Here is an 18,449-nt window from a genome sequence, read left to right as displayed (position 1 = left end):
GTAGCGCCTCGCGCTGCGGCCGGTTGCCTCCCCTGCCCGTCCGGCCATCGAGCCGTACGGGCGGGCGGGGTTGAGGGGAGCCGGAAGTACGGGTTCCACGCCGGAGCGGCTGCCTCTCACCACGGACCGAGGCCGCCCGGTGCACGTCCCTTCATCGCTGCGACGACATCAGGAGTGATCCATGCGTACCTACATCGGCGGCCACCAGGCCGTCACCGCTGAGGACTTCGTGGAGCTGGCGCTCGGTACTCCGCTGGAGTTGTGGTTGGGTGTTGAGGACGAGAGCGAGATGGAGCGGGTGGCCCGGCTGGCTGCGGCCCGGGACATCCTCGCCGACGACCCCGACTTCCCGGACCGGGTGAGCCAGGTCGCCGCTGAGGTGATCGAGGCGTTCCCGGAGCTGTTCGACGTGGTCCCGATCCTGAGGGCACGGACGGCCCGCCGGCAGCCGCGCCGGAGCGGGGTGGCGGCATGACGACGCCGACCGTGATGGAGCCGCCGACGGTGCCGCCGCTGTCGAGGCCGGAGACGTGGCTGCTGGGTGTGGTCGCGGTACTCGCGGCGGGTGTGGGCGGGCTGGGTCTGGCATCGTCGTTCGAGGCGGTGTCCCACGCGGCGGCCCGCTGGGGGTTCACCTCCCCGTGGATGCTGCCGGTCGGGATCGACATCGCGATCCCGGTGTTCACCGCCGCGTTCCTGCTGCTGATCCGTACGGACATGCCGTTGGGCTGGGTGCGGTTCGTGCCGTGGGCGCTGACCGGGGTGACGTGCTGGCTGAACGTCGCGGCCGGCACGTCGCTGTCCGCGAAGCTCGCGCACGGCACGATGCCGCTGCTGTGGGTGGTCCTGTCCGAGGTCGCCGCCCATGTCTACGCCTCGCGGATCGGCGCGGTCACCGGACGCCGGATGGAGAAGATCCGCCGCTCACGGTGGCTGCTCGCGTTCCCTTCCACCTTCGCCCTGTGGCGCCGGATGACGCTGTGGGAGATCACCTCCTACACCGAGGCGCTGGGGCGCGAGCGGGAACGCCAGCTCGCCCGAGCACAGCTGCGGGAACAGCACGGCCGCCGGTGGCGCGCCAGGACGCCCCGCCCGCAGCGGGTCCTGCTCAAGCTCGGAGAGCTGAGCCCCGCGAGCGAGACCCCCACCCCGGACCCCGTTCCCGTAGTGGCCCCGGAGGCACCGCGGGCCAAGCCGAACCCGACGCCGCGCAAGCGCACCACCAGGGCGAAGGCACCGAAGGCACCGCGCACCGCGGTGGAGCTCCTCGCCGAAGCCCGCGAGGCCACCGCGATGTGGCCCGACGACGCGGTCAACGCGGAAGCGATCCGCACCACGCTGCACTGCTCAGCGGCCAACTCCCGTGTGCTGCGGGACGCGCTGCTGACCGAGCGCGCCGACGGCCGGCCGCTGCACTCGGTGGACGACCCCGCCACCGCTTCCGAAGAGATCGCGGCATGACCGACACCGAGGAGTGCACGTCATGAGCCTTTCGTTCACCGACCTGTTCTGCGGCGCGGGCGGCTCGTCCACCGGGCTGGTCGCCGCCGGGTACGACCTGGCGCTCGCGGCGAACCACAGCCGTGTCGCAGTCGAGACCCACGCGGCGAACCACCCCGGTGCCGAGCATGTCTGCGCGGACATCAACAACTACGACATGCGGCGCCTGCCGCGCACCGACGTGCTGTGGGCGTCGCCGATCTGCACCGAGATCAGCCCAGCGGGCGGACGCCGCCGCACCCGTGGGCAACTGGGCTTCGACCTTGAGGAGTTCGGCCCGGTCGAGTCCGGGGCGTGGGAGCGGACCCGGGCAACCGCCTACGACGTGATCCGCGCGACCGAGGTCCACCGGTACGCGGCCGTGCTGTGCGAGAACGTCGTGGAGTTCGCGGCGGACTGGGAACTCTTCGAGTGGTGGCGCACCGGGATGCACCACCTCGGCTACACCTCGCAGGTCGTGTCCGTCTCATCGGCCCATGTCGGGGGCGAGGACAACGAACAGGCCCCGCAGTGGCGCGACCGGATCTACGTCGTGTTCACCCGCAAGGGCGTCCCGCTGCCCGATCTCGCCCCGCGCCCGGCCGCCTGGTGCACCGAGTGCGGCCAGAACGTGGCCGCGGTGCAGTCCTGGCGCAACGGGCGCCGGGTGGGGAAGTACAAGCAGCAGTACGACTACCGCTGCCCGAACCGCGCCTGCCACCAGGCCCTGGTGGAGCCCTACGTACGGCCCGCGTCGGCCATCATCGACTGGAGTGACATCGGGGTCCGCATCGCCGACCGGGCAGCGCACGGCAAACGCCCCCTGGCCGCGAACACCGTCAAGCGCATCCGCGCCGGCCTGGCCCAGCTCGGGCAGCAGCGCATGGTGCTGACCGTCAACCACGGCGGGCACGACGGACGGGCGTTCCCCGCCGACACCGCCCCGCTGCCAGCCCGCACCGTGAAAATCGGCGAGGCCGTCCTGGTCCCGGCCGGCGGCACCTGGAACACGACCGCCACCACCACAGCGGAACCGATGCGGACCCGCCTCGCGAACCCCAAGGGCTTCGAGACCCTGGTGACCCCGCCCGACGCGGCACAGGCGTTCGTCGTGGAATACCGGCGCAACGCCACCGCGACCCCGGTCGCCGACCCGCTCGCCACCATCACCGCGGGCGGCAACCACCACGGCCTGGTCATCCCGTACCGCAACGCCGCACCGAAGACCACGGGCGAGCCGCTGCACACCCTGTCGACCGTCGACTCCGCCGGTCTCCTGCGGCCCGCCCCGCTGCTGGAGGAGTGCCACTACCGGATGGTCCAACCCCGCGAACAGCTCCTCGCGCAGCGCTTCCCCGCCGACTACATCGTCCACGGCAACAAGGGCGAACAGACCATGCAGGCCGGAAACGCCGTCTCCTGCAACGTCGCCCAGTGGATCGGCCGACGCGTCGCCGACGCCCTCGCCCGCACTGCCGCCAACGCCGCCTGAACCCTCCTCGAAGGAGCCCGCTCATGCTTCCGCGTCCCGTCACCCTCCACACCCTGATGCAGCGCACCGGTGACACCCGCACGGCTCGGTGCTCCCCGCAGCGCCTGCGGATCGACACCGCGCGTACGGCGATCCGCCACAGCCGCAGCGAGGCGGTCGCCGTCCACGTGTACGAGACGACCGACCGCGACGGCAACGGCGTCCACGTCGCCTACGCCCACTTCGCCCCGGGCCGCTTCGACTGCGTCGACAGCGAGACCGACATCTACGAGATCCCGACCAACGCGCTGACCGACCTCTGACCCACCCCGAACAAGCAGGGCCCGGACGCCCACCTCCTACAGCGACGTCCGGGCCCCTCACCCTCCGTTTCCGGAAGGAATCAGCAGTGAATCACGACGATGACAACGAGCTGTTCAACAGGCTCGAAGCCGAGATGGACACCGACTCCAGCCGTCAGGTGGTCGACCTGGACAAGGCGCGGTCGGCCCGCGCGGAGTCGGCCGACCCGAAGCCCGACCCGTCGCCCGACCCGTCGCTGTCCGGGTCGGCCGATCCGGACGCCGACGAGTGGGACGACTCCCGTCCGACTCTGGTCGACAGGCCCGCGCCGACGGTGTCGGGTCCGGGTCTGCTGGAGCAGATCAAGGAATCGAAGCGGCTGGCGATCGTCCCGCCGTGGATGAAGTCGGCCCCCGAGTTCCGTGACGCGATGCGCTGGTTCACCGGCCACCTGTGGCACACCGCCCGCTATCACGCGGTCCGCACCCTCACCGTCTACGGGCCGAAACTCGTCCTGCGCGCACCACGCGGCATCCTCAACTTCCTCGCGAGGATCGGCCGTTGGTCGGTCGATGCTGAGGGGGAGCCACTGCGGCAGGCGGAGGCGCGGCGGGAGAACACGGAGCTGTACCTCAAGCTGTCCAAGCAGCGCGACCGCCGGGTGCGGCTGCGTATGGTCGTGACCGCCCTCGGCGCCCTGGTCGCGCTGGGCACGGTGCTGTGGCTGGTCTACGGTGCCAGTCCACTGACCCAGACGGTTACCGCGGTGCTGGGGGTGCTCGGGTTCGGTCTGCTCGGTGCGCCGGCCGACGCGCCGCTGTCGACGCGGGCGGTCATCAAGCCCGAGGTGCAGAAGCTGACCGGAGACATGGTCGTCAAGGCCATGGCGTCCATCGGCATCGGGCAGATCACCTCCGCTGTGGCCAAGGGGCAGGAGGGCATCAAGTTCGTCGCCCCGATCACCCGCGAGGGCCCGGGATGGCGTGCGGACATCGATCTGCCGCTCGGTGTGACCGTCTCCGACGTCGCCGACCGCCGCTCGCGCCTCGCGTCGGGTCTGCGCCGCCCGCTGGGCTGCGTGTGGGTCGACGCCGACCCCAACGAGCACGAGGGCCGCATGGTCCTGTGGGTCGGGGACCGGGACCTGTCCAAGACGGACAAGGTGGTGTGGCCGCTGGCAACGAGCGGCAGCCACGACGTGTTCAAGCCTATTCCGTTCGGCCTGGACCCGCGCGGCCGTGCCCAGGCCATGCCGGTCATCCAGCACAACATGCTGTTCGGGTCCCTGCCCGGGCAGGGCAAGACCAGTTCACTGCGGCTGATCCTGGCCGGTGCGGCGCTGGACCCGACAGTGGAGCTGTGGCCGCACGAGAACAAGGGCACCGGAGACCTGGACTCCTTCGCCCCGCTCTCGCACCGGTTCGTCTCCGGCATCGATGACGAGTCGATCCGCTACTCGGCAGAGTCGATGAGCCTGCTGCGGGCTGAGGTGATGCGCCGGGCCGCGGCGATGAAGAAGCTGCCCCGCGACCTGTGCCCGGACAAGCGGATCACCCGGCAGATCGCCGACAAGCGGTCGTTGAAGCTGTGGCCGCTGCTGGCGGTGTTCGACGAGTGCCAGAACCTGTTCGCCCACTCCAAGTACGGCAAGCAGGCCGGCGAGGACGCCGAGTTCGTCATCAAGGTCGGCCGCGCTCTCGGTGTCGTCCTGGTCCTGGCCACCCAGCGCCCGGACAAGGATTCGCTGCCGACCGGGATCAGCGGCAACGTCTCCATCCGGTTCTGCCTGAAAGTCGCAGGCCAGATCGAGAACGACATGATCCTCGGTACGAGCGCGTACAAGAACGGGGTCCGCGCGACCGCGTTCCGCCCCGAGATCGACGCGGGCATCGGCTACCTGTCCGGGGCCAGCACCCTGCCCGTCGTCGTCCGCACCGCCTACCTCGACACCCCCGACACCGAACGCGTCGCCCAGCGCGCCCTCGCCGCCCGCAAGGCCGCCGGGACACTGTCCGGGCTCGCCCTCGGAGAGGAGAGCACAGCAAGCACGGGCCCGGTCTACGACCTGCTCGCCGACATCGCAGCCGTCGTCCCCACCACCGAGGAGCGGGTGTGGAACGAGCGGATCGCCGCCCGCCTGGAGGAGTTGCGCCCGGAGGTCTACCGCGGGTGGAAGGGCGAGAACGTCACCTCCGCCCTCAAGCCCCACGGCGTCCGCACCCAGGGCGTCGCCGGCACGACCGACGACGGAGCACGCACTACCCGCCGCGGCATCGTCCGCGCCGACGTCACCACCGCGATCGCGGAGCGTGACGGAAAAGCCGGAGCGGCCTGACCCTCCGAGCGCGCTACCGGTAGCGGGTCGACCCGCTACCGGTAGCACCCCTGCTAGCACCCGAAACCACATCCCACCAGCGATCTAGCGCATAGCACCCCACCTGCGGAAACCCCGGAAACCCGCCTGGAAGGGCCCTCATGACCCCCATCGCCGCCGCTATCGCCTGCCTACTCACCGTCACACTCTGTTATGTCGCGATGTGTGCGGGAAGCCCGTTCGGCCGCTGCCGCAAGTGCAGGGGCTTCGGCTACGTCATCAAGAACGACCGCAAGGGACGCCCCAAGCGCGGCAAAGACTGCCGCCGCTGCAAGCGCACCGGCCGCCGAATACGCGTCGGCCGCTGGATCTTCAACCGAGCCCAGCGCCTCTACCGCGAAGGCGCCCACTGACCGGCACCCAAGACGAACGGCGACCGCCCGTCATAAGACGGACCCCCCACTTTGCCAGGGACAGATGGGCGCGGTCGCCGCTCTACCCCTGAGCTTGCCAGCACCCCGGGGCCGCCCACCGTATCCAGTCCTTCCCGATCATGGAAGAGAGATCAACTCATGGGCATAACCATCTCCCTGGTCGCACTGTTCGGCCTGGTCCTGTTCTTCCTCCTGCGCGGCAAGTCCCTCGGCTTCGGATCGGCGTTCATCGCCGTCGGCTTCGGGTTCTTCCTCGCCTCCACCGGCGCCTCCGGACCCATCAACGGCTTCACCACCGACGTCATCACCTCCGTGCGCTCCATCGACTTCTGACAGGAGCACCGCCATGAACGAACCCCTCCTCGCCCGCCACTGGCTCACCCTCGCCGCACCCAAAGCGGCCCCCGCGCTGGCGACGTCCACCGTGCTGATCCTCGCCCGGATCTGGAACGCCAACGGCGCCCAGCACAGCATCGGCAACGCCCTCCTGATGACCGCCCTCGCCACCGCAGCCGCCGCGGCCGGCGCACTCGCGGCGGCCGGCCGCTCCGGAGACCCGGTCATCGCCGCAACCGCGTTCGCGGCCTCGGGCGCGCTCGCGCTTGCCGGAGTCGCCGGATACGCCGACGGCCTGTCGCTCCCGCTGCTGCTGTGGGTCCTCGCCACCGTCCTCGCGTACGCGGTAGCGGCCCGGCACTGGCGCACCGAGCGCAACGCCACGGTGGCGTTCGAGCGGACCATGACCGGCCGCCGCGCCGAACACGCCCACACCGAGCGCGTCGAAGCGCTCCGCGCCGGTGCGCAGATCGAAGTCGCCCGCACCGGCGCCGCATACGCCGAACAGCTCGCCACCGCGCTCATCACCCGCGCCACCCTGCCCGGCTTCGACCCCCGGGCACTGGCCCATGCCGGACTGCCCCAACTCCCCACCACCGAGGAGCACTGACCCATGACCGAAGACCTCGCCGACTTCGAGGACGACGAATACATCGACTGCGAGTTGTGCGACCCGATGGACGGCGGTGAGCCCTACCCGTTCGCGCACTGCTGCGGGTGCGGCGCCGACGGCTCCAGCGAACGCCCCGACTGCACCTGCGCCTGACTACCGGAGAAGGAGAACCGCCGTGTTCGAGATCCGCGTCATCTGCGACCCCGCCGACACCGACCGCATCACCATCGCGCTGAAGGGTGTGTTCCACACCGGGGCCGTCCGCCGACTGCCCGCCCGGCACACCGACGACGAGCGGCTGTACCTCACCGCCGACCACCACTCGGACACCGGATACAGCGACGTGTGGCCGGACCCGGAGACCGCCTACAAGCTCGCCCCGAGCATCGTGAGCGAGATCGGATGGGCCGCCCGCACGGCCCGCGACGTTCTCCGCAAGCCACGGGGCGAAGGCATCGGACGTGAGTACTGGCTCCGCAAGGCCGCCGTTCTGGACCGCATCGCGCTCCAGGACGAACCCGCAGGACGCGCCTACGACGCCGCCGACCTGGCCCACGAGGCAGCCCGCCGGCTCATGGACGCCGACAGCGCGACGGTGATCTGCAACCCCCGCAACTACACCCGCCAGCAGTACGCCCAGTGGGCGAAGCAGCAGTAGCTGTGCCCGGGGCGGTCGCCTCTCACCACAAGACCACGACCGCCCCGGCTCTCCGCCCCTTCACAGAAACAGGAGAACCCCCAGCATGACACCAGACTTCAAGACCGCGCTGCCCCGCAGCATCCCGCCCGCCGGTGACAGCCTGCGGACGGCACTGCGCCTTGCCGCAGCGGGAGTGCCGGTCCTGCCGTTGCGCGCCGGGAAGGTCCCGTTCGGAAACTGCCCCGACTGCAAGGCCAACGCCTGCGGCGGACGACCGCACATGAAGGTCGCCGGCGCTTGCGAGTGCCCCGCGCCGTGCCACGGCTGGGCCGCCGCCACCACCGACTTCAACACCCTCGACTCCCCGGCATGGGCGTCCTCCTGGCGGGCTGCCACTGCGGTCGCCTACCACCCGGGCGGTGCGGGGCTCACCGTGGTCGACCTTGACACCCCCGCGGCCGTCACCTGGGCGCGTGAGAGCTTGCCGCCCACCCGGACCGTGCCCACCACCCGGGGTGAGCACTGGATCTACCAGGGCACTATGCGATCCGTGAACGCCGTGCGTGAGGGCGTCGACATCAAGTCCACGATGGCGTACGCCCGATGGCGTGGAACGGGCACCGGCACCACGGCCCGCCTGCCGGACGCCGTTCGCGCGCTCGCCGTGCAGCACCCCGCCGCGGCCCGCCCTGCGTACGCCCTCACCGTGCCCGCACTGCCGGGGGGCGGGGAGTGCCGGCACCGCACGCCCGCCTACCTGGAACGCGGTATCGCCATGGCGGAGCAGCGCATCGCTGAGGCCCACAGCGCGGTTCACGCGACCGTGTACCGGACGTTCCTCGCCGTGCTGTCCACGCACGGCCGGTGCGGCTGCCTCACCGAGAACCACATCGTGCGGCTGTTCACCGCCGCGCAGACCAAGGGCGAGTCGCCCCGGCACTGCACCGACGCGTGGGCCAACGCCCGTATCCGGCTGGGAGTGTGACCATGTCCGACGACGAGAAGACACCCGCCCGAGAGATCATCACCGAGTACGCGCAGGAGCACTTCCGGTACTTTCGCACCGCGGAGGGGACCGTGTACGCGCAGCAGAACGGCCACCCCGTGGCCCGTCCGATCCGCTCCCAGGGCACCACGGGAAGCCACCGCCAGGAACTCATGGTCGGGCTGTTCAAGGGCGGGTTCGGTGTGTTCAACGGGTCCGCGCTCAAAGAGGCGTTGGACCTGATTGAGGCACTCGCGCTGTACGAGGGTGTGCAGCCCGTGCACATCCGGGTCGCCCCCGGGTTCGACGGGGCGACGTGGCTGGACCTGGGGCGCGACGACGGGCAGTCCGTCCGCATCCACCCCACCGGCTGGGACATCCTCATCCCCGACCCGCGTGAGGTGTGCTGGCGGCGCACCCAGCTCACCGGGGAACTTCCCCTGCCCGCGAAGAACACCGACGGCAAGGGCATCGACCTGTTGATGAGGCTGTGCAACTTCGCCACCGCGGAGACCGAGTGCCTGGCCATCGCCTGGCTCATCGGCTGCCTGGGCCCGTCCGTTCCCGTCCCCGCCCCGTTCCTCACCGGGCCGCAAGGGGCGGGCAAGTCCACCGGCGGCAGGATGCTCGTGCGGATCATCGAGGGCATGAGCGGCGACCTGCGCCGCGCGCCAAAGGACGAGGAGAACCTGATCGCGGCGGTGGCCGCGGGATGGGTCACCGCCCTGGACAACCTCTCCCACATGACCCCGGACCTCGCCGACGCCATGTGCTGCATCGTCACCGGAGCCGAGAACGTCAAGCGCGCCCTGTTCACCGACGGGGACGTCTTCCGCGTCGGCTACCGGCGCCCGCTGCTTATGACCGGCATCGACGTCGGCGTCATCCGGCCCGACCTCGCCGAACGCCTCCTTCCGCTCCGCCTCGAACGCCCCCGCGTCCGCCGCACCGAAGCGGAGCTGTGGACGGAGTTCGAAGAGATCCTGCCCATCGTCCTCGGCTCCCTCCTGGACCTCACCGTCAAGGTCCGTGGCGCCGAAGCCGACATCCCGACCGATCTGCGGATGGCCGACTTCGCGCACCTGTGCGCGCAGCTCGATGCGGCCACCGGCCTCGGCGCGCTCAACGCCTACCGGGCCAGCCTGGACGACCTCAACGACGACGTCATCGAAGGCGACCTCCTCGCGCAGACCGTCCTCAAGCACGCCGCCGGCCTGGACGCCAGAGCAGAGCAGCGGATGCCCTCCTCCGAGTGGCTGCACTGCCTCACCCAGCTCTACACCGGCGAGGACTACCGCCCCCTGCCCAAGGGATGGCCCACCACCGGCAAAGTCCTCTCCGACCGCCTCAAGCGGCTCCAGCCGACCCTGGCCGCCCGCGGCGTCCTCATCGACTGGGGCCGCACCAAGACCGCCCGCTTCATCGAAATGGCCCGGCCTGCGGGACCGCCCCCAGAGCAGCAGGAAGCGGCGTTCTGAACCGCGACAGCGCGGGGTGAACAAGCAAGAAGAGCACCACGCCACGGTGCTCTTCTTGCTGTTCGGCGTAGTACGCCGCCCGGTGGTCGCGCCGCGAAGCGGCTCCTTCTTCACGCACTGAGTCGCACCCCACCACCAACGGAACTCCCCCTTCCCTTTTTCCTAAGAGAAGGGCTCTGCGTCATCCGCGTCACCCCAGGGCGGGAAACGCCCGGTGACCAGCGGCGAAGCCGGTGACGTGGACGACTGCGGCTTCGTCATCCCACGTCACCCACGTCACCGGTGACAGAGGGGAGACGCAGTGATGACGCACCCTCGCACCCCCGCGTCATGAGAAACCGCAGATCAGAAGCCCGCATGACGTTGATGACGCAATGACGCAGAAATCCATACCTCGGACAGACCGGGCGGCGTCTGCCGCCAGGTTCAGCTCACAGGGAGTGAATTCCTTGGCCATGTCCTCAACCACCCCTACGCCGCTGCGGCGACTGCACCGCGTCGAAGCCGCAGCCGAGCTGCTCGACATCAAGCGTTCTACCGCCTACGACCTGATTCGCCAAGGACGACTTCGCACAGTCCGCGTCGGCCGCCGTCGGCTCGTACCGACGGAGTACATCGAGGAGTTCGTCGAACTCCTCAAGCGTGAGGCGGAAGCCGCCGCCTGACATCTCGCATCCGAGCATCACGGGCCACGTCCTTCGGGGCGTGGCCCTTTCGTCTGGAGAGGCACCGAATGACCGAGGACCCCAAGCGTCACCGAGCTGGCCACGGTGAGGACACGCTCTACTGGGACGCGGTGAAGAACCGCTACGTGGGTGCCGTCTCGCTCGGGCATGCCCCGAATGGCAAGCGCCGCCGTCCGAAGGTGTACGGCAAGACCAAGACCGAGGTCCGTCAGAAGATCCGGGACCTGAAGAAGGAAGTGCAGTCGGGCGTCAAGGCCCCGGTCAACTACACCGTCGCAGACGCGGTGAACGACTGGCTTGAGCGCGGTCTCAGGGGGCGCGACGAGAAGGGCACCATCGGCAAGAACCGATCGATGGCGGACAAGCACCTTGTCCCCTTCATCGGCAAGGCCAAACTGAAGGAACTCAGTGCGGACGACGTTGACGACTGGTTGGACGGCAGGACCGAATTCCTCGCGACGCGGAGTCTGCGCGACGTGCTCGCCATCCTGCGCCGGTCCATTGCACACGCTCAGCGCAGGGACAAGGCCGCGCGGAACGTTGCCCTACTCGTCACCTCGCCGGAAGGTCGCCCCGGCCGGCCGAGCAAGGCGCTGAACCTGGAGCAGGCGAAAGCCGTACTCCTCGCCGCACGACCGTCACGGTTGTATTCCTACCTGGTGCTCTCGCTCCTCAGCGGCGTACGGACGGAAGAAGCGCGGCCGCTCACCTGGGATCACGTCGTCCTGAAGCCGAAGGACGGAGTCTCGCCTCACGTCGCTGTGTGGCGGTCCGTACGCAAGCACGGTGAGACGAAGACCCGGAAGAGCCGACGGACTATCGCTCTGGCTCAACAGGTCGTCGACGTTCTCGAAGAGCACCTACGACGGCAGAAGCTTGAGTGTGCGGCGAGGGGAGATGAATGGTTCCCGACCGGGCGCGTCTTCACCACCCGGAGCGGTGAGCCGATCGACGCCGCGAACGTCCGGCGCGACTTCCGGGCGATCACGAAGAAGGCCGGCCTGAATCCGGAGTGGACTCCTCGGGAGCTTCGGCACAGCTTCGTGTCCCTGCTCTCCGACCACGGCATCCCGCTGGAGAAAATCGCGCTTCTGGTCGGGCACAGCAGCCAGACCACCACGGAAGCCGTCTATCGGAAGCAACTCCGCCCCGTGATCACGCAAGGTGCCGAAGCGATGGACGAGATCTTCGCGTACGAGGCCGAGGAGGGCGACGGCGAGGGCTGACCAAATTCGTTTGGCCCCCTGTTTGGCCCCCCAAGCACGACAGAGGCCCAATCGCGATCACGCGATTGGGCCTCTGACCTGTGTCGGGGTGGCGGGATTTGAACCCACGACCTCTTCGTCCCGAACGAAGCGCGCTGCCAAGCTGCGCTACACCCCGATTGTCGCGCGCGTTGCGGCGACATCGATTACTTTAGCGGACGCGCGGCCGGAGGCGAAATCCGGTTTCCGTGGCTCCGGGTGTCTGGACCCGGGTCCAGGTCGGGTCCAGACCGGCGGCGGGGACCCGGGGTCGGGGGCGGTCAGGGGCGGGGCGTCAGGGTCAGGAGGGTGGCCTCGGGGGGGCAGGCGAAGCGGACCGGGGTGTAGCGGTTGGTGCCGCAGCCTGCCGAGACGTGGAGGTAGGCGCGCCGGCCGTCGGCGGAGTGCGTCGACAGGCCCTTGACCCGTTCCGTGTCGAGGTCGCAGTTGGTGACCAGCGCCCCGTAGAAGGGGATGCACAGCTGGCCGCCGTGGGTGTGGCCGGCCAGGATCAGGGGGTAGCCGTCGGCCGTGAAGGCGTCGAGCGCCCGCAGGTACGGGGCGTGGACGACGCCGATCGAGAAGTCGGCCGAGGGGTCGGGGCCGCCGGCGACTTCGGCGTACCTGTCCCGCTTGATGTGCGGGTCGTCGACGCCGGTGAAGCCGATTTCCATGCTGTCGAGCCCGGCCAGCTTGAGCGTGCCGCGGGTGTTCGTCAGGTCTACCCAGCCCGCCGCGTCGAAGGCATCGCGCAGCCCCTCCCAGGGGTTGTGTACGACGCCGACGGCCGGTGCGTTGCCGTTCAGGCCGTGCTTGCCCTGCGACTTCTCGAACAGGTAGCGCGCGGGGTTGCGCAGCTGGGGGCCGTAGTAGTCGTTGGAGCCGAAGACGTAGACGCCGGGGAACTCCATCAACGGGCCGAGCGCGTCCAGTACCTCGGGCACGGCCTCCGAATCGGAGAGGTTGTCGCCGGTGTTGACGACGAAGTCGGGCCGCAGCCCCGCCAGCGACTGGAGCCAGCGCTGCTTCTTGCGCTGCCCGCCGACCATGTGGATGTCCGAGACCTGGAGTACGCGCAGGGGCCGCGCCCCCGTCGGCAGTACGGGCACGGTGACCCGCCTCAGCCGGAACGAGCGGGCCTCGAACCCGGCGGCGTAGGCCAGTCCGGCCGCGCCAACGGCAGTGATTCCCGCGGTGATTTTCAGAGGTACCCCGTAACGTGCGCGCATGCGTCCATCGTCGCAGACGGTCCCGGCGCGGGAAATCGGTGGGCGGCGGTGGGTTCGTACCTGCCACACTTGGGCCATGACCACGCTCAAGTCCAAGCTCAGGGAAGACCTCACCACCGCCATCAGGGCGCGTGACGAGCTGACCTCGTCCACGCTCCGGCTGACGCTCACCGCGATCACCAAGGAAGAGGTGGGCGGCGCCTCGCCGCGCGAGCTCTCCGACGACGAGGTGCAGAAGGTGATCGCCAGGGAGGCGAAGAAGCGTCGCGAGGCGGCCGAGGCCTTCACCCAGGGCGGGCGGACGGAGTCGGCCGAGCGTGAGAAGGCCGAGGGCAAGATTCTTGACGCCTACCTGCCGCAGCAGCTGAGCGACGACGAGCTGCACGCGATCGTCGGGCAGGCCGTCGAAGAGGCGAAGGCGGCCGGTGCGGAGGGCCCGCGCGCCATGGGTGCGGTCATGAAGATCGTGAACCCCAAGGTGGCGGGCCGCGCCGAGGGTGGCCGAGTGGCCGCCACGGTGAAGAAGCTGCTGGCGGGCTGAGGTCGCGGACAGACAGCGGTGCACGAGTGCACGAGCGCAGACCGGTACGACGAAGGGGCGTCCGGCGGAGTGAATCCGCCGGACGCCCCTTCGTCGTGCTTGGCCGTACGCGAGCGGGCCGCTACCGCCCGTTCCGGCCGCCGTCGTTCCCGCCCCGGCCCCCGCCGTTGCCGCCGCTGATCAGGTCCGGCGGGATCGAGAAGTCGGGCCACGGGTTGCCGCCGGAGCCGGGCTTACCATCCTCCCGGTCACCGCGGTCACTGCGGTCGCCGTCCTCCCCGTCGCCGTCGCCGACTTCGTCCTCGCGGCCTTCCCGGTCCTGGCCCCGGTCTCTGTCCCCGTCCTCGTCCGACTCCGGGATGTCGACGGTGTTGAAGCCGGGCGCCGGCTGACCGTCCAGCGCGCCGCTCATCGCGTCCTTCCAGATCGGTCCGGGGACCTGACCACCGAAGACCTTGTCGTGGTAGACGCCGCCGATGGTGATGTTCTCCATCGGGACCTGCTTGGAGCCGGCCGCGCCGACCCAGACCGCACCGGCCAGATTCGGCGTGTAGCCGACGAACCAGGCGTTGTGGCGGCCGTCCGTCGTACCCGTCTTGCCCGCGTTGTCGCGGCTGGTGAGCCCGGCCTGCTGACCCGTACCGGAGTCGACCACGCCCTTGAGGAGCGTGTTGATGGTGTCGGCGGTCTCCTCGGACATGGCCCGCGAGCAGCTCGTCTTCGGCACCGGCAGCTTCTTGTTCTGCGCGGTGGTGACCGACTCGATGAAGACCGGCGTGCAGTACGTTCCCCGGTTGGCGAAGGTCGCGTACGCGCTCGCCATCGTCAGCGGCGACATGCCCTCCGTACCCAGCGAGATCGCGGGCGCCGCCGGCAGCTTCTGCCCGTCGGCCCGGATCACGCCGAGCCTGTCCGCCATCTTGGTGACCGGGCAGATGCCGATCTCGGAGATCATCTCGACGAAGTAGGTGTTGACCGACTTCGCCATGGCCTCCTTCATGGCGTACGGGCCGACCTCTTTCTCGTTCTCGTTCTCGACCATGAAGTTGTCCGTGTTGACCCACGGCTTGCCGTTGCAGGTCTGCACCGGGCTCGGGTACGGCATGTCGTACGGCGCGTCGTAGCTCTTCGTCGGCGGTACGCCCTGCTCTAGGGCCGCGGCCGCCACGAAGGGCTTGAAGGTCGATCCGGTCGGGAAGCCGTACGCCGATCCGCCCATGTTCTTGTTGGCGGAGAAGTTGATCGTCGTCTCGTCGCTCTTGAAGCCGTACGGGCGCGACTGGCCCATCCCGATGACCTTGCCGGTGCCGGGCTCGACGAGCGTGACCGCCGTTGCGACCTTGTCGGACTGGTAGACGTGGTTCTTGATCGACTCCTGCACCGATCGCTGTGCCTGCGGGTCCAGTGTCGTACGGACCTTCAGGCCACCCTGATTCCAGACCTTCGCCCGGTCCTCCTTCGTCTTTCCGAAGGCTCGGTCGGACAGGAAGACCTCGCGTACGTAGTCGCAGAAGAAGCCCGCGCCGGCGACCGCGGTGATGCAGCCGTTCTTGGCCTCGCTGACGTTCAGTCTGATCGGCGTGGCCATCGCCCGGTCGGCCTCAACCTGCGTCACGTCGCGCACGTCGGCCATCCGCTGGAGCACGGTGTTGCGGCGCTTGGTGGCCTCTTCGGTGTCGTTGACCGGGTCGTAGCGGCTCGGCGACTGGACGATGCCGGCCAGCAGGGCGGCCTCCTCCAGCTTGAGGTCCTTGGCGGACTTGCTGAAGTAGCGCTTGGACGCGGACTCGACGCCGTACGCCTGCTGTCCGAAGAAGGTGATGTTGAGGTAGTTCTCGAGGATCTTCCTCTTCCCCAGCTCCTCCTCGACCTGGATCGCGTACTTGAGCTCGCGGACCTTGCGGCCGAGCGTCTGCTGGGTGGCCTCGGCGACCTTGGTGGGGTCGTCGCCGGCCTCCTCCACGAAGACGTTCTTCACGTACTGCTGGGTGAGGGTCGAAGCGCCCTCTGAGACGCCGCCCGTCTGGGCGTTGCGGTTGGCCGCGCGCAGCACACCCTTCAGGTCGATCGCCCCGTGCTCGAAGAAGCGCGCGTCCTCGATCGCGACGATCGCCTTCTGCATGTACGGGGAGACGTCCTTGAGGTCCACGACGGTGCGGTCACGCGAGTAGACCGTTGCGATCAGATCGCCCTGCACATCGAGGACGGTGGTGCGCTGGCTCAGCGGCGGCGTCTTCAGGTTCGCTGGGATCTCGTCGAATCCCTCGACCGTCCCCTTGGCCGCGAGCCCCAGCGCTCCGGCCGCCGGCAGCGCGATGCCCGCGAGGACGGCTCCGGAGAGGGCGGCTACACCGAGAAATTTGGCGGCCTGCTGGGTCCCGCTGAGACCCCCGCCCGAGCGCTTTTTTGGCATGGGGGCAGCCTACGTTCTCATTCGCCGGACACGCGTATATGCCTTGGCCTAATACTGCAACCGCATGTGTGGGTTTTGGCCTCGGCGTTGGTAGTGACAGCGGCGGGCTCGGGCCTGGCTGCGGCGTCGGAAGTGTGACCAGCGGAGACGGTGCTCGTTGTCGTGGCAGCGGGGCGTGATGACGACGTGCCCGATCATCCGGCGGATCTCCGGGACGCTGAGGGGTATGAGGTCTTGCTCGTCGTCTCGGCTGCCCCTTTTGTGGCTTCTGCGGCACGGGTGGCGGTCAGGTAGGCGAGGGCGGCCATCGCGAGGGTGATGTGCCGGTACCAGGCCCGGTAGAGACGGACCTGGTAGTGGTCCAGGCCGCATTCGCCCTTGGCGATCTGGAAGCATTCCTCCACCTGCCACCGTGCGCCAGCGGTTCTGACCAGGTCTTTCAGCCGGGAGGTGGCGGGGCCGTAGCAGACGTAGTAGGCGATCTCGGCGGGGTCGCTGATGCTGCGGCGGGCCAGGACCCAGTGCCCGAAGCCGTCCTGCCACTGCGGGCGGACAGCGATCCGGGCCCAGTCGTAGAACCGCTGACCGTGCGCGCCCGCTCCGGCGGAGATCCGCTTCCATCTCTGCCGGGGCACTGCGGTGATCAGGTCGCGCACCTCGGCGACCGCACCATCGGTGGTGGTCACGATGTCGTTGACCTTGGTGGCCAGTACATAGGCGACGTGCCGTTCCTCCAGCCAGGCCCGCATGTGTTTGACCTGGCCGTATGCCTCATCCGCAGTGACCCAGGCGAAGGGGACACGGGCGTCGATCACGCGTTGCAGCATCCACTTGAAATGCTCGATCTTCGTGGCGAAGGGCACCTCGTCACCGATCCCGGCCTGCCTGCACCGCTCGCGGTCATCGGTCCAGGAGGCGGGGACATACAGTTCCCGGTCGATCAGCGCCCGGCCTTTCACGGAGGCGTAGGCCAGGAACGTGCCGATCTGACAATTTTCCGTGCGGCCGGCCGTTCCGGAGTACTGCCGCTGGACACCGGCCGACTTGACGCCCTTCTTCAGGAAGCCGGTGTCGTCCCCGATCAGCACCGCGTCCTTGGCGCCGATCGTCTCGACGACGAAGTCACGCACGTCGTCACGGACGGCATTCTCGTCCCAGTCGGCGAAGTTCAGCAGCCGCTGGAAACCGTCGGGGCGACGCTGGCCAGCCTGCTCGGCCAGCGTCCACCCGTTTTTCTTCTCCAGCGGTGCGAGCAACGTACTCAGGTAGTCCAGCGCCCGCTCACGCGGCTCCGACCTGCCGAAACGGCCCGCAAAGCGAGCATGAAGATCGGCTATCCCCTCGGACCAGTTCTCGATCTGCGCGACCGTCAGCGATTCATCACACAGTCAGTCCAACGACCAAGACGGCGCCCTGTCACGCCACATGCGGTTGCAGTACTAAGCTGCACTCAACTGTCACAGCAGTGCGGTGGCGCATCAAGTCCTCTGACGCCACCAGCACCACAGCCGATCACAGGCATCACATCCGATCACATGTGCCAGCCCCCAATCCAGTCCGGAACCACGGCAGATCGGTGCCCGAATGCGCCCTGTGTGTCACCTGTTGGCCGATGTGACTCAACTGAATTGCCCCGGAAAGCCGGGATGGTCGCGCATGTCCCCGCATCACTCCGTCGGGTGATCTGTCGCTTACGCATAGTCCGTTCGGGCCATTCAAGATTGGGCCCGAAGGGGGTGTTGCGCTGTGCCCACCTTCCGTAACGTCCTCAACTGGCAGCGGTGAATATGCCGCTGCCGCCGTGGGGGAGCCTCGATTCGGGAGAGGACGGCGCCGGGATGGGCTGGGTAACCGACTGGAGTGCGCAGGCAGCCTGCCGCACTACCGATCCGGATGAACTGTTCGTACAAGGAGCAGCGCAGAACAGAGCCAAGGCGGTGTGCACCGGATGCCCGGTGCGGACCGAGTGCCTGGCCGACGCGCTCGACAACCGCGTCGAGTTCGGCGTGTGGGGCGGCATGACGGAGCGGGAGCGGCGCGCACTTCTGCGCAGGCGCCCCACTGTCACCTCCTGGCGTCGGCTGCTGGAGACCGCCCGTACCGAGTACGAGCGCAGCACGGGCATCCTGCCCGAGGACGACGAGAGCGGGGCGTACATCGAGTTCGCGGCCGTGGGGTAGCCGCGCTGGTCGGACTGGTCGAGTCGGTCGGGCCGGTCGGGTTGCTTCGCTTCGGCGGACTCGTCGGCCGCAGTGCTGGCTTCGCCCGTACTGGCTCAGTCAG

19 protein-coding genes and 1 tRNA gene are annotated in these 18,449 nt (G+C 69.0%); 16 read left to right on the top strand and 4 right to left on the bottom strand.

Translation table 11 applies throughout. The features are described 5' to 3' along the window. The first annotated feature begins 181 nt into the window (after window positions 1-181). The 14 genes from ACU6WZ_RS12580 to ACU6WZ_RS12515 all read left to right on the top strand — a co-directional run bounded on the left by ACU6WZ_RS12580 (window position 182) and on the right by ACU6WZ_RS12515 (window position 11,965). A complete protein-coding gene (locus tag ACU6WZ_RS12580; RefSeq protein WP_447033395.1) occupies window positions 182-475 on the top strand; it encodes a hypothetical protein in 294 nt (97 codons plus the stop codon). Beyond that, a complete protein-coding gene (locus tag ACU6WZ_RS12575) occupies window positions 472-1,461 on the top strand; it encodes a DUF2637 domain-containing protein (RefSeq protein ID WP_447033393.1) in 990 nt (329 codons plus the stop codon). Before ACU6WZ_RS12580 ends, ACU6WZ_RS12575 begins: the two co-directional genes overlap by 4 nt. Before the next feature lie 22 nt (window positions 1,462-1,483). Continuing rightward, the gene (locus ACU6WZ_RS12570) at window positions 1,484-2,971 is read left to right on the top strand and encodes a DNA cytosine methyltransferase (RefSeq protein WP_447033392.1); all 1,488 of its coding nucleotides are present in this window, start codon (window positions 1,484-1,486) and stop codon (window positions 2,969-2,971) included. A gap of 23 nt (window positions 2,972-2,994) precedes the next feature. Then, window positions 2,995-3,273: a hypothetical protein gene (locus ACU6WZ_RS12565; protein ID WP_447033390.1), complete on the top strand. Its 279-nt coding sequence runs from the start codon at window positions 2,995-2,997 to the stop codon at window positions 3,271-3,273. An 86-nt stretch (window positions 3,274-3,359) separates the two neighbouring features. Next, window positions 3,360-5,588, top strand: a complete 2,229-nt coding sequence (locus ACU6WZ_RS12560; RefSeq protein WP_447033389.1) for a P-loop NTPase family protein — start codon at window positions 3,360-3,362, stop codon at window positions 5,586-5,588. 140 nt (window positions 5,589-5,728) lie between these two features. Then, a complete protein-coding gene (locus ACU6WZ_RS12555) occupies window positions 5,729-5,980 on the top strand; it encodes a hypothetical protein (RefSeq protein WP_447033388.1) in 252 nt (83 codons plus the stop codon). Between the two features lie 159 nt (window positions 5,981-6,139). Next, complete coding sequence (locus ACU6WZ_RS12550; RefSeq protein ID WP_447033387.1) at window positions 6,140-6,334, top strand: hypothetical protein; 195 nt, start codon at window positions 6,140-6,142, stop codon at window positions 6,332-6,334. Window positions 6,335-6,347: 13 nt separating this feature from the next. Next, window positions 6,348-6,947, top strand: a complete 600-nt coding sequence (locus tag ACU6WZ_RS12545; RefSeq protein ID WP_447033386.1) for a hypothetical protein — start codon at window positions 6,348-6,350, stop codon at window positions 6,945-6,947. Between the two features lie 3 nt (window positions 6,948-6,950). After that, entirely contained in the window at window positions 6,951-7,103 is a 153-nt protein-coding gene (locus ACU6WZ_RS12540) for a hypothetical protein (RefSeq protein ID WP_447033385.1), read from the top strand. Window positions 7,104-7,125: 22 nt separating this feature from the next. Beyond that, on the top strand, window positions 7,126-7,608 hold the full coding sequence (locus ACU6WZ_RS12535; RefSeq protein WP_447033383.1) for a hypothetical protein: 483 nt from the start codon (window positions 7,126-7,128) through the stop codon (window positions 7,606-7,608). A gap of 85 nt (window positions 7,609-7,693) precedes the next feature. Next, the gene (locus tag ACU6WZ_RS12530) at window positions 7,694-8,575 is read left to right on the top strand and encodes a bifunctional DNA primase/polymerase (protein ID WP_447033382.1); all 882 of its coding nucleotides are present in this window, start codon (window positions 7,694-7,696) and stop codon (window positions 8,573-8,575) included. 2 nt (window positions 8,576-8,577) lie between these two features. Beyond that, window positions 8,578-10,053, top strand: a complete 1,476-nt coding sequence (locus ACU6WZ_RS12525; protein ID WP_447033381.1) for an AICE element replication initiation protein — start codon at window positions 8,578-8,580, stop codon at window positions 10,051-10,053. A gap of 455 nt (window positions 10,054-10,508) precedes the next feature. Beyond that, window positions 10,509-10,718, top strand: coding sequence for a helix-turn-helix domain-containing protein (locus ACU6WZ_RS12520; protein ID WP_447033379.1), 210 nt, complete (start codon window positions 10,509-10,511; stop codon window positions 10,716-10,718). 68 nt (window positions 10,719-10,786) lie between these two features. Next, window positions 10,787-11,965 (top strand): tyrosine-type recombinase/integrase, encoded by a 1,179-nt coding sequence (locus ACU6WZ_RS12515; RefSeq protein ID WP_447033378.1) that lies wholly within the window; start codon window positions 10,787-10,789, stop codon window positions 11,963-11,965. Window positions 11,966-12,048: 83 nt separating this feature from the next. Here the strand turns inward: ACU6WZ_RS12515 and ACU6WZ_RS12510 are convergent. Both ACU6WZ_RS12510 and ACU6WZ_RS12505 read right to left on the bottom strand, forming a co-directional pair. Continuing rightward, window positions 12,049-12,122: transfer RNA gene (locus ACU6WZ_RS12510), tRNA-Pro, on the bottom strand. A 142-nt stretch (window positions 12,123-12,264) separates the two neighbouring features. Next, entirely contained in the window at window positions 12,265-13,212 is a 948-nt protein-coding gene (locus tag ACU6WZ_RS12505; protein WP_447033376.1) for a metallophosphoesterase, read from the bottom strand. Window positions 13,213-13,288: 76 nt separating this feature from the next. On the opposite strand from ACU6WZ_RS12505, the gene ACU6WZ_RS12500 reads away from it, so the two are divergent. Continuing rightward, a complete protein-coding gene (locus ACU6WZ_RS12500) occupies window positions 13,289-13,753 on the top strand; it encodes a GatB/YqeY domain-containing protein (protein WP_447033375.1) in 465 nt (154 codons plus the stop codon). A gap of 121 nt (window positions 13,754-13,874) precedes the next feature. Here the strand turns inward: ACU6WZ_RS12500 and ACU6WZ_RS12495 are convergent, their stop codons facing one another. Together ACU6WZ_RS12495 and ACU6WZ_RS12490 are read right to left on the bottom strand one after the other, a co-directional pair. Continuing rightward, window positions 13,875-16,166: a transglycosylase domain-containing protein gene (locus tag ACU6WZ_RS12495; protein WP_447033373.1), complete on the bottom strand. Its 2,292-nt coding sequence runs from the start codon at window positions 16,164-16,166 to the stop codon at window positions 13,875-13,877. 194 nt (window positions 16,167-16,360) lie between these two features. Then, window positions 16,361-17,524, bottom strand: coding sequence for an IS701 family transposase (locus ACU6WZ_RS12490; RefSeq protein ID WP_185302568.1), 1,164 nt, complete (start codon window positions 17,522-17,524; stop codon window positions 16,361-16,363). A 480-nt stretch (window positions 17,525-18,004) separates the two neighbouring features. On the opposite strand from ACU6WZ_RS12490, the gene ACU6WZ_RS12485 reads away from it, so the two are divergent. Continuing rightward, window positions 18,005-18,346, top strand: a complete 342-nt coding sequence (locus ACU6WZ_RS12485) for a WhiB family transcriptional regulator (protein WP_069927713.1) — start codon at window positions 18,005-18,007, stop codon at window positions 18,344-18,346. Window positions 18,347-18,449: the final 103 nt, after the last annotated feature.

The organism is Streptomyces hypolithicus, from assembly GCF_052934925.1.
The sequence above is the reverse complement of the archived record's forward strand: the minus strand, read 5'-3'. Positions and strand labels throughout refer to the sequence as shown.

Excerpts from the sequence above, each read along its gene's own strand:
- ACU6WZ_RS12565 (WP_447033390.1), top strand. The coding sequence starts at position 2,995 with ATGCTTCCGCGTCCCGTCACCCTCCACACCCTGATGCAGCGCACCGGT.
- ACU6WZ_RS12525 (WP_447033381.1), top strand. The coding sequence starts at position 8,578 with ATGTCCGACGACGAGAAGACACCCGCCCGAGAGATCATCACCGAGTAC.
- ACU6WZ_RS12545 (WP_447033386.1), top strand. The coding sequence starts at position 6,348 with ATGAACGAACCCCTCCTCGCCCGCCACTGGCTCACCCTCGCCGCACCC.
- ACU6WZ_RS12555 (WP_447033388.1), top strand. The coding sequence starts at position 5,729 with ATGACCCCCATCGCCGCCGCTATCGCCTGCCTACTCACCGTCACACTC.
- ACU6WZ_RS12520 (WP_447033379.1), top strand. The coding sequence starts at position 10,509 with ATGTCCTCAACCACCCCTACGCCGCTGCGGCGACTGCACCGCGTCGAA.
- ACU6WZ_RS12540 (WP_447033385.1), top strand. The coding sequence starts at position 6,951 with ATGACCGAAGACCTCGCCGACTTCGAGGACGACGAATACATCGACTGC.
- ACU6WZ_RS12530 (WP_447033382.1), top strand. The coding sequence starts at position 7,694 with ATGACACCAGACTTCAAGACCGCGCTGCCCCGCAGCATCCCGCCCGCC.
- ACU6WZ_RS12505 (WP_447033376.1), bottom strand. The coding sequence starts at position 13,212 with ATGCGCGCACGTTACGGGGTACCTCTGAAAATCACCGCGGGAATCACT.
- ACU6WZ_RS12500 (WP_447033375.1), top strand. The coding sequence starts at position 13,289 with ATGACCACGCTCAAGTCCAAGCTCAGGGAAGACCTCACCACCGCCATC.
- ACU6WZ_RS12495 (WP_447033373.1), bottom strand. The coding sequence starts at position 16,166 with ATGCCAAAAAAGCGCTCGGGCGGGGGTCTCAGCGGGACCCAGCAGGCC.
- ACU6WZ_RS12485 (WP_069927713.1), top strand. The coding sequence starts at position 18,005 with ATGGGCTGGGTAACCGACTGGAGTGCGCAGGCAGCCTGCCGCACTACC.
- ACU6WZ_RS12575 (WP_447033393.1), top strand. The coding sequence starts at position 472 with ATGACGACGCCGACCGTGATGGAGCCGCCGACGGTGCCGCCGCTGTCG.
- ACU6WZ_RS12570 (WP_447033392.1), top strand. The coding sequence starts at position 1,484 with ATGAGCCTTTCGTTCACCGACCTGTTCTGCGGCGCGGGCGGCTCGTCC.
- ACU6WZ_RS12580 (WP_447033395.1), top strand. The coding sequence starts at position 182 with ATGCGTACCTACATCGGCGGCCACCAGGCCGTCACCGCTGAGGACTTC.
- ACU6WZ_RS12550 (WP_447033387.1), top strand. The coding sequence starts at position 6,140 with ATGGGCATAACCATCTCCCTGGTCGCACTGTTCGGCCTGGTCCTGTTC.
- ACU6WZ_RS12515 (WP_447033378.1), top strand. The coding sequence starts at position 10,787 with ATGACCGAGGACCCCAAGCGTCACCGAGCTGGCCACGGTGAGGACACG.